The sequence below is a fragment of the Lentzea sp. NPDC059081 genome (assembly GCF_042738015.1).
Taxonomy (GTDB): Bacteria; Actinomycetota; Actinomycetes; order Mycobacteriales; family Pseudonocardiaceae; genus Lentzea.
In genome coordinates, this window is sequence record NZ_JBHYGW010000017.1 from 1 (window position 1) to 11797 (window position 11797).

The window sequence follows — 11797 nt, forward strand, 5'->3', positions numbered from 1 at the left end:
GGGGTGTCAAACGGCCGAAAAGCGTGGCCGTTTGACACCCCCATCTCGTTGCAGCGAGTGCTGTGGTGCGACTCGTGACGGGACCCCACCGCGGGTGCTCTTGGCTCAAAGCAAAAGCGGCTCGCCTTCGGCTTTGCCACTGCTCGGCTTCGCCATCGCGTGCTTGCGTCAGGCCGAGCGGCTTGTTATCGGCTTGGTGATGTCCACGTCGTCCTGCCTGGGGATGGGCATGGGCATCGGCATCAGGCGCGGTGGGATGTCCAGGCCTGCTACTCGTACCTGGTTGCGGCCGTTTTCCTTGGCCTTGTACAGGGCCGCGTCTGCCGAGTGTTGTGCCGTTGCCATGTCCGGGCCGTTGTCCGGGATCACCGCCACGCCGATCGAGGCGCTGATGGCTTGCAGGTCGGCGCCGTCGGGTTCCGGGGGCTGGATCTGCCGGCCGTAGAGGGTCACCACGTTGCGGTGCTTGTCGGTGGTCGGGACTGCCAGGGAGCCGATCGCCTCGCGGATGCGTTCTGCGATCGTCACGCCTTGGGCCACCGGGGTGTCCTTCAGGGCTACTACGAACTCCTCGCCGCCGTCTCGGCCCGCTACGTCGCCCGGGCGGAGTTTTTCTCGCAGGATTCGGCCTACTTCTGCGAGTACCGCGTTGCCTGCGGGGTGGCCCCAGGTGTCGTTGATGCGCTTGAAGTGGTCCAGGTCGATGACCAGGACGGTCATCGGTTCGCCGTCCAGGCGGCAGCGTTCTGCCAGGCGGCCGGCGTACTCGGCCAGGCCGTTGGTGTTCAGCAGGCCCGTTCGGTAGTCGGTGTGGGCGTCTGCTGCCAGGCGTTGGTGGAGCTGCTCCTGTTCTCGCAGGAGGCGTTCCAGGTGGGCTCGGCGTTCGCCTGCCCTGGAGAGCAGGGCGTTGACCAGGGTGACCGGGACGACGAGGAGCAGCGGGCCCACCCAGTGGCTGGTCATGAGCATGCCGAGCATGGCGCCGGCGCCGAGGGTGCTCATCTCGAGCATGTTGTCGACTTTGGAGCCCAGGAAGTCGAGGACCTTGGAGTTCGGGGTGACGATCTTGAAGGCCACCGCGACCGTCATGACCTGGACGAACCAGTAGAGCAGGGCGGTGATGACCAGGACGAGGACCAGGCTCAAGTCGGTCGGGACGTTGCCCGTGGCGGCCAGGGAGATGCCGGAGAAGTGGACCAGGGCCCAGGAGAGCAGGGTCGAGGCCAGCATCGAGGCCGTGCCGAAGACGAAGCGGTAGGGCTGGCGGCGGGCGATCGGCTGGATCAGGATGCGCATCCAGATCGTGGCGATCACGGCCAGGCCGCCTGGTAGGGCCACCGCTGCCGCGAAGGTCCAGACCGAGGTCAGGTCGATGTGGGGGCCGGAGGCCTCGTTGCGGCGGGCCTCTTCCGCTCTGCGGACGATGGTCAGGTGGATCGTGATCGCGGCGATCAGCGCGCCGAAGCGCAGCCAGTCGGCGGTCGAGACGGAAGTGAGCTTCGTCAGCAGCCAGATGGAGGCGCCGGCGACTGCTGCTTCGAGCACGAAGAAGTAAGCGATCGCACTGGGCGCAACGGTCCAGAGGTCCCAGTTGCGAATCGGAGTCAAGCCGAGTCCCCGCGATCGCCTGCGATCAGTCAAACTGTTCTTCACCACGACCCCCTACGCTCATGGCACTTCATGAGCAAGCCGCCGCTGTCCAGGTCGTAGACCTACCTGCGCTGCTGCTCGTCGCAACGAGGAGGTGTCCTTCCATGTGCAACCGTGACTTCTGAACGCCGCCTCTCGCCGACCTGACTTCAATCATGCTGGTGCCTCTGCAACGGATATCGCTAATGGTGACCGTTCTGTTTCAGATTGCCACCGCCTTCGTGTCACTGCGACCTCGAGCACGTCTCCAGGCGAACGTGGCCTGGGTCGCCAGCAGCAGTCCGATACCGCCCGCTCCCGCGATCGTGGCCGTCACGGATCCGATCGAATGGGCGACGACGCCGGCCAGCGCCATTCCGCCGCCCTGGCTCGAGCGCAGCGCGGCTCTGCCGATGCCATAGGCCCTTCCGCGGTACTGGTCCGGCAAAAGCCTCATCCACGCCGAACGAGCGGGTGTGTGATAAGCCCCGCCTATACCGGCGAACACCAGCAGAACGATCGTCCAGGTCAGGTTCGGGTCGAACGCGAACAGGATCAGGGGCGCCAGGGACAGCACCGCCAGCGGTCCGATCAGCCGCTCGCGCTTCGCCGGGTCGCGGACCAGGCGGAAGAGCAGCGCCACGCCCAGCACGTTCGCCGCGGGCTCGATGGCGAGGATCAGACCGACCGCCCACACGGCGTTCAGGCTCGCCGCCAGTGGCACCGCGAGTCCTTCCGGGACCATCGCGAGGCCCGCGAGCAGGCGGACGCCCAGCAACGTCCTCAGCCTCGGCTCGGACACCATCAGGGTCAGCACGCCGCGCGGTTCGTCGTCCTTCTTCTTGCGGCCCAGCGGATCCGCGGCCGGGCGGTGCTTCACGGACGTCTGCACCAGGATCGCCATCGCGGCGAACGTGGCGGCGTTGATCGCGAGCGCCACGGCCGGGCTCGTCTGGGCGACGAGGAAGCCGGCGGCGGCCAGGCCCGCCATCTGGGCGATGTCGACGGACGTGCCGAACAGCGCCACGCCGTCGTCGTAGCGCTTCGGCGGCAGGACGTGGGGCAGGCTCGCCTCCTGCGCCGCGAGGTACGGCGAGGAGATCGCCAGCACCACCACGAGCAGCACGATCATGGCCCACAGCGGCATGCCAGGAATGGCCATCGCGGCCATCAGCACGGCCTGCAGCCACGCCGTCGTCACCATTACCGTGCGTCGTGGGAACCGGTCCGCGACCCAGCCGAGCAACGGACCCGAAATCAGCGGCGGGAACAGCGTCAACGACCACGTGAGCGCGGTCCAGGCAGCGGATTGTGTCCGCTCGAATACGAGCAGTGACAATGCGACCGCGGCGAGTTGGTCTCCGGCGGTCGAAGCGGTCGAGCCGATCCACATGGCGCGGAACTCGCGCAAACCCAGGAGCTCGCGGAGGGCGCCGCGGGACGTCATGCGCGCCCTCGGCGAGCCGCGCCCCGCGCGCGGCGAATCAGCTCGTCCTGATTCGCTCTACGCCGAGTCACGTCGCCCCCGCCGGTGGTAATCAATTTCTATCGACAATCACGGTAGAAGCTGCCTCACCGTTCAACGTCTGTCCTACCACAGTGTGTACCTAAACGGAGCAGGCCAGTTACCTAAAGTAGTTACAATAGCGAAACGTAGACCTGATCTTCTTCACAGTTGACCTCGGCACCGCCTGATTGGACCCCAAATGGTCACGCGGCGTGTCATCAGGTTCCGAACGGGTGTCATCTGCTCCGCCAAGCGGTGCAACCCGCTCCGACTCCTGCAGGTCGGGGCGTGCAAATTGCCATCAGCACGAACGTACCCGCGGCCGGGAGTGGCGCGAAACAATCCTCGGCGTTTGTCGCCGGAGTCTCCCGCGAGCCTCTGGCAAGAGGCGGAAGTAGTGTTTCCCCGCCTGCGGAACGAAACCGGTTCAGCAGGCGGGGAAAACGATCACTAACGTCGGCGAAAGTGCTCGCTTAGCGTCGCGAACTAGCCGATAACGTCAGAACCGATCAGCCCTTGGCGTCGATCCTGCGCCGGCGGGCCACCTCGGCGAGCACGACACCGGCCGCGACGGACGCGTTGAGCGACTCGACGCCCGTGGCCATGGGGATCGACACGGTCTGGTCGCAGGTCTCCTTGACCAGACGACCCAGGCCGCGGCCCTCGGAGCCCACGACGACGACCAGTGGGCCGGTCGCGAGGTCGAGGCCGTCGACGTCCACGTCACCGTCGGCGTCCAGGCCCACGATCATCAGGCCCGCCTCGGCCCAGTCGCGCAGCGTGCGGGTGAGGTTGGTGGCCATCGCGATCGGCAGCCTCGCGGCCGTGCCGGCACTGGTCCGCCACGCCACCGCCGTCATCGACGCGCTGCGCCGCTGCGGCAGCACCACGCCGTGCGCGCCGAACGCCGCGGCGGACCGCACGACGGCACCCAGGTTGCGCGGGTCCGTCACGCCGTCGAGAGCCACCAGCAACGGCGGCTGACCGGCGCGCTGGGCGATCTCGAGGAGCTCGTTCGGGGTCGCGTACTCGTACGGCGGCACCTGCAGGCCGAGGCCCTGGTGCATCGCACCGCCGGTGATCCGGTCGAGCTCACCGCGGGCGACCTCCAGCACGGAGATGCCCCGGTCGGCGGCGAGGCGCACGGCCTCCTGCACGCGGTCGTCCGCGTCGATGCCCAGCGCCACGTACAGCGCCGTCGCCGGGGTGCCCGCGCGCAGGCACTCGACGACGGGGTTGCGGCCCGCGACGGTCTCGGCCTGGGCCTTCTCCGTCTTCTGGCGCCGCTGGGTCTTCACGGCCTCGGTCTTCGCGACCACCTTGGCCCGCTTGTAGGCGGGGTGGTTCGGGCGGTCAGACGCCTTCGGGGTCGGGCCCTTGCCCTGCAGCCCCTTGGACTTCTGCCCGCCTGAGCCGACGACCGCGCCCTTCTTCGAGCCCGGGTTGCGCATCGCGCCCTTGCGCTTGGAGTTGCCAGCCACTGGAAGTCAGTCGTCCTTCAAAGTCCACTGCGGACCGTCGGGGGTGTCCTCGACGGCGATGCCCGCCTCCAGCAACTGGTCGCGCAACGCGTCAGAGCGTGCGAAGTCCCTGCTCTTGCGGGCTTCCTGGCGTTCGACGAGCAGTCGATCCACCAGCGTGGTCAACGCCTGCCGCATGCCGGTCTCGGCAGACGACTGGTCGTTCCACTTCGGCGACAACGGGTCGACGCCGAGGATGTCGGCCATCCGGCGCACGCACTCGGCGGCCGAGCGGGCCGTCTCGTGGTCGCCGTCGGCGAGTGCGGTGTTGCCCTGGCGCACCTTGTTGTGCAGTGCGGCCACGGCCTGGGGCGTGTTCAGGTCGTTGTCCATCGCGGCCACGAAGTCCGGGCACATGTCGCCGCGCAGCTCGATCGGCCCGAGGCGCTCGGTGACGCGGCGCAGGAACGACTCGATGCGCCCGTAGGACGTCACCGCCTCCGCCAGCGCGCCCTCGGAGTACTCGATGTGCGAGCGGTAGTGCGGCGCGACCAGGTAGTACCGCAGCTCCTGCGCGCGTACCTTCTCCAGCATCGCGGGGATGGACACGGTGTTGCCGAGCGACTTGGCCATCTTCTCGCCGGACAGCGTCACCCAGTAGTTGTGCATCCAGTAGTTCGCGAAGCCGTCGCCGGCCGCCCGCGACTGCGCCTGCTCGTTCTCGTGGTGCGGGAAGATCAGGTCGAGGCCGCCGCCGTGGATGTCGAACGAGCTGCCCAGGTACGTCGTGGCCATCGCCGAGCACTCCAGGTGCCAGCCGGGCCTGCCGTGACCCCACGGCGTCGGCCAGGACGGCTCACCGGGCTTGGCGGCCTTCCACAGCGTGAAGTCGCGCGGGTCGCGCTTGCCGCGCACCGCCGTCTCGCCCTGTTCCACCGCGTCGAGCTTCTGCCCGGACAACGCGCCGTACTCGGGGAACGAGCGCACGTCGAAGTAGACGTCGCCGTCGACGTCGTAGGCGTGGCCCTTCTCGATCAGGCGGTCCATCAGCTCGACCATCTGCGTGACGTGGCCGGTGGCGCGCGGGGCGTACGACGGCGGCAGGCAGCCCAGCGCGTCGTAGGCGTCCTCGAAGGCGCGCTCGTGCGTGTACGCCCACTCCCACCACGGCCGGTCGTGCTCCGCGGCCTTGGTGAGGATCTTGTCGTCGATGTCGGTGACGTTGCGGACCAGCGTGACGTCGGCGCCGTCGCGGGCGAGCCACCGGCGCAGGACGTCGAAGTTCAGGCCGCTGCGGACGTGCCCGATGTGCGGCACGCCCTGCACGGTCGCCCCACACACGTAGATCGACGCCGTTCCGTTGACCTGCGGGTGGAACTCCCGCATGGACCGGCTCGCGGTGTCGTAGATGTGGAGGCTCACACGGGAATGGTACGGGCCACAGCCAGTAGCGCGTCCGGCCGGTCACTCGTCGGAACCGGATTGACAAGCCGGAAGGAGCAGCCGATCGCCACCGCTGCGCCGTCCGCCTCCTCGCTGTCGCCGACCATCACGGCATCGCGGGGATCGACGCCGAGCCGTTCGCACGCGGTGGTGAAGATCTTCGGGTCCGGCTTGATGACGCCTTCCTCGTACGACAGCACGAACTCGTCCACGAGGTGCGTCAGGTCGTACTTCTCGAACACGGCGCGGATGTCCCAGGCGATGTTGCTGACGATCGCGACGGGCACGTCCCGCAGGTGTTCCAGCGCCGCCCTGGTGTCCGGGTAGGGCTGCCACGAGTCGGGGTGCACGAGCTGGTCGTAGAACGCCTCGGCGTCCGGCACCAGCGCGTCGTTCAGCAGCTTCACGTGCACCCAGCGGTGCACGTCGGGGTCGAGGTCGCGCCGGAGCCACCCGTCGGCCAGCTCGGGGTCCATCCCGTCGGCCAGGCCGACGGGCGCGGTCATCGCACGCATCAGGTCGCCGTTGGCCCCGAGACCGGGGTGCTCGAGGCGGAACAGCGTGCCGGAGAAGTCGAAGAGAGCAGCGCGGGTCGTCACGCCCCCGACTCTACGGGTCGGGACGTCAGGTGGTCTGGACCTTTTTGAGCTCGGCCTCGACCGCCGACAGGTCGTAGGAGATGGTCAGCTCCAGGTCACCGGCGTTGCGTTCGGTGGCGGCGGCGAGCTGCGCCAGGAACTCCTCGATCTGCTTGAGGGGCTGGTCGGCCAGCTGCGCGGTGGCCGCGTAGAGAGCGGCGTAGCGGGCGGGGGTCGACGTGCCGCGCAGATCGGCGGTCCAGTCGAGGAGGCTCTCGTAGGACTTGGTGAACTGGGTGGCGAGGTGCTTGATCCGGTCGCGGTCGCCGGCACGGCCGGCCGGGCCGAACGCCCACTGCTGCTTGCCGGCCGAGAGCAGGTCCGCGAGACCGTTGACGATCTTGTCGAACACGCCGGTGCGCATCAGGTAGTAGTCGTGCGCCTCGGTGTCGGTGGTCAGCGTGCGCACGTCGGGGGCGAACCCCATCTCGTGGCTGAGCTGCTTGTCCTTCAGCTTGCGCAGGTGCATCGCCGCGGTGTCGGAGAACAGCTGGTACTCCCAGCCCGCCGGGTCCGCCTCGACCGGGGTGCCGACCTTCGCGGCGATCATGGCGGCCAGCTCGCGCGGGGTGCGGTTGCGCAGGTCGATGTAGCCGGTGCCGGTGCGCAACGCAGGGACCTCGGTGTCGTCGAACCTGGCAGGCAACACGTACTCGGTGTCGGAGACCATCGCCCGGTCGAACGCCGCCCGCCGCTCGTGCCGGGTCCACATCTTCCGCACGTAGGCCTCGGACACGAACATCACGCAGAAGCGGGAGTCCTTGCGGTAGATCTCGTCGAGGTGCTCGACCAGGTTCTTGCCCCAGAGGTCGGCCTGTTCGTCGGTGTCGTAGAACCGGGAGACACCCAGTTCGGTGAGGTGGCGGGCCACCTCCTCGACGTAGTCGCGGTCTTCGCCGGCGAAGGAGAGGCAAACGTCGTACTTGGGCACACAGGGGATGTTAGTGGCGGGAACCACACCGGCGGCGCCGGAGTTGTCCAGGTATGAGCCCGGGGTTCCTCTTCGCGATCTCGTTGCCCGCGTTGGTGGTGGCGTTGTTCGTGCTCGCCGTGGTGGAGCGGTTCGTGCGGAGGAAGAGGAAGGACACGCCGATGTCCACGGCCGGCATCGGTGAGCTGGGCGCGACCTTCGAGGCGGGCAAGCGCGACGAGCTGGAGTTCCGCAAGGAGGAGCGGCAGCTGCGCGACGAGGAGGGCGACGCCGCCCCGCCACACAGCCGGGTGGACCTCGACGGCGGGACCGCCGTGCTGAAGGTGCCCGCGCAGCGGACTAGGTCGTGTTTCAGATGTGGCGTAGCCAGATGTTGATGGCGGCGACGTGGACGGTGGCCTGGTAGCGGACGGCGAGTTTGTCGTAGCGGGTGGCCACGGCCCGGTGCTGCTTGAGCAGACTGATGCCGCACTCGACGGCGTGACGCTGCTTGTAGATCTCGCGGTCGATCGTCGGTGGCCGCCCGCCTGCGGAGCCTTTGGCCTTGCGGTGGGCGGCCTGGTCGCGGGGCTGGTCGATGGTCGCCTTGATCTTTCGCTGCCGCAGATAGGCACGGTTGGCTTTGGAGCTGTAGGCCTTGTCCGCCAGAACCCGATCCGGACGGGTCCTGGCGCGACCGGGGCCCAGGCGCGGTACCGAGATCTGCTCGATCACCGGCGTGAACTGCGGGCTGTCACCTCGCTGTCCGGCGGTGATCAACAGCGACAACGGCCTGCGGCCCTGCTCGCAGGCCAGGTGCAGTTTGCTGGTCCAGCCGCCGCGCGAGCGGCCCAGTCCGTGGTCGCCGGGCTCGGTCCCGCCGGCCGGAGTGCCGGGCGGTTCGACCTGCAGATCCCCCTTTTCCGTGCACCGGCGGCGTGCTGGTGCGCCCGCATGATCGTGGAATCGACCGACACGTCCCACACGATCAGCCCGGCGGCATCGGCACGGGCCTGCAAACCGGTCAGGATCGCCTGCCAGACTCCGGCCCGCTGCCAGCGGCGGAACAACCCGTACACGGTCTGCCAGGGACCGTACTCAGGCGGTATGTCGCGCCACGGGGCGCCGACGCGTACCCGCCACCGGATGCCGTCGATCAACTGCCTTTTGCTCCACTTCGGCGGGCGTCCCGGCTTGGCGCCGACGGGCAGCAGTGGCTGCAACACAGCCCATTGCGCGTCGGTCAGGTCGGCTCGCCCCGCTGCCGCTACGCTGGCCACGAGGTCTCCGGTACTGCAGGTTTGCTTGGTCGCTAACCCACTTACCGGAGACCTCGCCACGTTCCGGCACCGACACGCCGCCGATCACCTCACCTTTGAAACACGGCCTAGGCGTTCGCGCTGACCAGGAGGGCCGTGGCGATCGCGGCGATGCCCTCGCCGCGGCCGGTCAGACCGAGCCCGTCGGTCGTCGTGCCCGCGACCGACACGGGGCCGCCGACGGCCTCGGAAAGCGTCTTCTGGGCCTCGTCGCGGCGCTTGCCGATGCGCGGTTCGTTGCCGATGACCTGCACTGTGGCGTTTCCCACACGGTAACCGGCCTCCTCGACGAGGCGGCGGACCTCCGTGAGGAGGACCACTCCGTGCGCGCCCGACCAGCGCGGGTCGGAGGTGCCGAACACCGCGCCGAGGTCACCCAGGCCCGCGGCGGACAGCAGGGCGTCGCACAGCGCGTGGGAGGCCACGTCGCCGTCGGAGTGACCAGCGCACCCGTCGACGCCCTCCCACAGCAGGCCGGCGACCCAGCACTCCCTGCCTGCCTCGATCGGGTGGACGTCGACGCCCTGGCCGATCCTCACTCCTGGCCTCCGCTGAACAGTGCTGCCGCGACCGCGAGGTCGAACGGGGTGGTGATCTTCATGGCGTGCGCGTGGCCGGGAACCGTGTGGACCTCGACACCGTTCTTCTCGACGAGACCGGCGTCGTCAGTCGCGGCGATACCGGCGCGATAGGCGGCTTTGAGAGTCTCAGCTCGGAAACCCTGCGGGGTCTGGACGACCCGCAGACCGGCCCGGTCAGGTGTGGCGACGACCACTCCGACCTCGTTCACCTGCTTGATCGTGTCGACCACGGGAAGTACCGGGATGACGGCGTCGTGCCCGTCGCGCACGGCGGCCACGACGGCGGCGATCACCTCGGGAGGTGTGAAGGCACGGGCGGCGTCGTGCACCAGCACGATCGCGGTGTCCGGGACCACGCGGAGCGCGTGGTCGAGGGCGAGGCGGACCGAGTCGGTGCGCTCGGAACCCCCTGAAAGCACGTGCACCGCCCCGCCGGCCGGGGCCAGCGAGGCGGTAGCGGTGTGCACAGAATCCACATCGGACGGTGGAGCGGCGATGACGACGTGATCGACGTGGCCTGACTCGAACAGACCCCGCACGGCACGGGTCAGCAGCGGAACTCCGTTGACCGGCACGAGCGCCTTGGGCATCCCGTAGCCCAGACGCTCACCCCGCCCTGCCGCAGGTACGAGCGCGACAACACTCATCTGCGGCGTTATCCGATGCTCTGAATGTGTTTTGTTGAAGAACTACGACGCGGTGGCGAGAACTTCGTCGAGGAGAACCTCGGCCTTGTCCTCGTCGGTACCCTCGGCCAGCGCCAGCTCGCTGACCAGTATCTGCCGCGCCTTCGCCAGCATCCGCTTCTCGCCGGCGGACAACCCGCGATCCTTCTCGCGCCGCCAGAGGTCGCGCACCACTTCCGCAACCTTGTTCACGTCGCCGGAGGCGAGCTTCTCAAGGTTGGCCTTGTACCGCCGAGACCAGTTGGTCGGCTCCTCGGTGTGGGGAGCGCGCAAGACCTCGAAGACCCGGTCGAGCCCTTCCTGGCCGACAACGTCACGCACGCCTACGATCTCGGCGTTGTCAGCGGGAACCCGAACGGTGAGGTCGCCCTGCGCCACCTTGAGAACGAGGTACTTCTTCTCCTCGCCCTTGATAACGCGGGTCTCGATTGCTTCGATGAGAGCGGCACCGTGGTGCGGGTAGACGACGGTCTCTCCGACCTTGAAAACCATGTGTCCTCTGCCCCTTTCGCTTCCTCCATCCTAACACGTCCAGCAACCCTTCGAACGCCGCTCGAAGATCCGTTAGTGCTGGTCAGGGCCACGCGGGGGGTTGACAAACCACCTGTTCGCGTGCAACGTACGGGGTTGTCAAGATCGATTGGCACCACGTCGCGTCCCCGATCCGGGCCCCGGTTAGGCTCTTTGCCTGGTGGTTGTTCCCTAGGAAGGACGCTGGAGCCGTGAACTCAGGAGTGTCTCGCCGGTTGATCGCGACGGCGGCGCTGGCCGCAGGCCTCGGTCTGGCCGCGGTCGGCTGCAGCGCCGGTCAGATCACCCAGACCGACACCCAGGTCGCCGCCGTCGACGGTGCCAGCGGAAACGCGGGCCCGATCGCGGTGCGCAACGTCATGCTGGCCTTCCCGCCGGACGGCAACCGCTACGCCGACGGTGCCGACGCGCCGCTCACGTTCGTCATCGCGAACACGGGCTCGACCCCGGACAAGCTGCTGTCGATCAAGTCGGACGCCGCCGAGGGCGAGGCCGAGGTCGCGGGCTCGAAGGAGATCCCGGCCCAGTACGCGCTGCGTGCCGAGTACGACGCCTCGAAGGCGCCGACGAAGACCTCCGCGCCTTCGTCCTCCGCCGCGTCCTCCTCGGTCGTGTCGACTTCCTCGGGCGTGCCGTCCTCGTCCGGTGTGCCTTCTTCGTCGAACGCGCCCGCGTCGTCTTCGGGTGTGCCTTCTTCGTCGGTCTCCGTGACCTCGGGCGCGCCGTCGTCCTCGGTCGGTTCGTCGTCCTCGGGCCGTCCGTCGGCCTCGTCGTCGGCGCCGGTGGACCCGGACCTCGAGGTGCTGGAGATCCGCTGCACGCTGAAGAAGCTGAACCGCGAGGTCGTGGCCGCGCAGACGGTGAAGATCACGTTCCTGTTCGAGAAGGCCGGTTCGGTGACGATCGAGGTGCCGGTGGCGCCGTCCGAGCACAAGCGCGTCAGCGAAGGACATGAGTCCGGCGGTCACTGAGTTTCTTGCCGCTGTGCTTGTTGGCCGCTGCTCCGCAGGCGGCGGCTCGTTCGCCTCTTGTCGGTCGTCCGGTCGCCGCTTCGGGCCGAATCGCCTGCGGCGGTTGACCCGAAGAGGCGACC

The 11797-nt window shown here is 68.4% G+C and carries 11 protein-coding genes and 1 pseudogene; 2 read left to right on the forward strand and 10 right to left on the reverse strand.

All coding sequences use genetic code 11. The features are described from left to right. Nucleotides 1-168 precede the first annotated feature (168 nt). The 6 genes from ACFWV3_RS30280 to ACFWV3_RS30305 form a co-directional block, all read right to left on the reverse strand. Nucleotides 169-1608 (reverse strand): GGDEF domain-containing protein, encoded by a 1440-nt coding sequence (locus ACFWV3_RS30280; RefSeq protein WP_382416114.1) that lies wholly within the window; start codon nucleotides 1606-1608, stop codon nucleotides 169-171. 244 nt (nucleotides 1609-1852) lie between these two features. Then, nucleotides 1853-3076 (reverse strand): MFS transporter, encoded by a 1224-nt coding sequence (locus ACFWV3_RS30285; protein ID WP_382416116.1) that lies wholly within the window; start codon nucleotides 3074-3076, stop codon nucleotides 1853-1855. A gap of 569 nt (nucleotides 3077-3645) precedes the next feature. Then, nucleotides 3646-4617: a 23S rRNA (guanosine(2251)-2'-O)-methyltransferase RlmB gene (gene rlmB, locus ACFWV3_RS30290; RefSeq protein WP_382416118.1), complete on the reverse strand. Its 972-nt coding sequence runs from the start codon at nucleotides 4615-4617 to the stop codon at nucleotides 3646-3648. Between the two features lie 6 nt (nucleotides 4618-4623). Beyond that, a complete protein-coding gene (gene cysS / locus ACFWV3_RS30295; RefSeq protein ID WP_382416120.1) occupies nucleotides 4624-6018 on the reverse strand; it encodes a cysteine--tRNA ligase in 1395 nt (464 codons plus the stop codon). Continuing rightward, entirely contained in the window at nucleotides 6015-6638 is a 624-nt protein-coding gene (locus ACFWV3_RS30300) for an HAD family hydrolase (protein ID WP_382416122.1), read from the reverse strand. The genes cysS and ACFWV3_RS30300 overlap by 4 nt, the downstream gene beginning before the upstream one ends. A 25-nt stretch (nucleotides 6639-6663) precedes the next feature. Next, a complete protein-coding gene (locus ACFWV3_RS30305; RefSeq protein WP_382416124.1) occupies nucleotides 6664-7608 on the reverse strand; it encodes a toll/interleukin-1 receptor domain-containing protein in 945 nt (314 codons plus the stop codon). Nucleotides 7609-7661: 53 nt separating this feature from the next. Here ACFWV3_RS30305 and ACFWV3_RS30310 point away from each other — a divergent pair, with 53 nt between their 5' ends. Continuing rightward, the gene (locus ACFWV3_RS30310; protein ID WP_382416126.1) at nucleotides 7662-7985 is read left to right on the forward strand and encodes a DUF6191 domain-containing protein; all 324 of its coding nucleotides are present in this window, start codon (nucleotides 7662-7664) and stop codon (nucleotides 7983-7985) included. Here the strand turns inward: ACFWV3_RS30310 and ACFWV3_RS30315 are convergent. The 4 genes and pseudogenes from ACFWV3_RS30315 to ACFWV3_RS30330 all read right to left on the reverse strand — a co-directional run bounded on the left by ACFWV3_RS30315 (nucleotide 7960) and on the right by ACFWV3_RS30330 (nucleotide 10665). Further along, nucleotides 7960-8867, reverse strand: a pseudogene (locus ACFWV3_RS30315) (IS5 family transposase). The gene ACFWV3_RS30310 and the pseudogene ACFWV3_RS30315 overlap by 26 nt on opposite strands. Nucleotides 8868-8974: 107 nt before the next feature. Then, on the reverse strand, nucleotides 8975-9445 hold the full coding sequence (gene ispF / locus ACFWV3_RS30320; protein WP_382416128.1) for a 2-C-methyl-D-erythritol 2,4-cyclodiphosphate synthase: 471 nt from the start codon (nucleotides 9443-9445) through the stop codon (nucleotides 8975-8977). Further along, entirely contained in the window at nucleotides 9442-10134 is a 693-nt protein-coding gene (ispD, locus tag ACFWV3_RS30325) for a 2-C-methyl-D-erythritol 4-phosphate cytidylyltransferase (RefSeq protein WP_382416130.1), read from the reverse strand. The genes ispF and ispD overlap by 4 nt, the downstream gene beginning before the upstream one ends. A 42-nt stretch (nucleotides 10135-10176) precedes the next feature. Then, entirely contained in the window at nucleotides 10177-10665 is a 489-nt protein-coding gene (locus ACFWV3_RS30330) for a CarD family transcriptional regulator (RefSeq protein ID WP_065915127.1), read from the reverse strand. 230 nt (nucleotides 10666-10895) lie between these two features. Here ACFWV3_RS30330 and ACFWV3_RS30335 point away from each other — a divergent pair, with 230 nt between their 5' ends. After that, a complete protein-coding gene (locus tag ACFWV3_RS30335) occupies nucleotides 10896-11675 on the forward strand; it encodes a hypothetical protein (RefSeq protein ID WP_382416131.1) in 780 nt (259 codons plus the stop codon). The last annotated feature ends 122 nt before the right edge of the window (nucleotides 11676-11797 follow it).

Coding starts and splice junctions, on each gene's coding strand:
- ACFWV3_RS30285 (WP_382416116.1), bottom strand. CDS start 3,076: ATGACGTCCCGCGGCGCCCTCCGCGAGCTCCTGGGTTTGCGCGAGTTC.
- ACFWV3_RS30310 (WP_382416126.1), top strand. CDS start 7,662: ATGAGCCCGGGGTTCCTCTTCGCGATCTCGTTGCCCGCGTTGGTGGTG.
- ispD (WP_382416130.1), bottom strand. CDS start 10,134: ATGAGTGTTGTCGCGCTCGTACCTGCGGCAGGGCGGGGTGAGCGTCTG.
- ACFWV3_RS30330 (WP_065915127.1), bottom strand. CDS start 10,665: ATGGTTTTCAAGGTCGGAGAGACCGTCGTCTACCCGCACCACGGTGCC.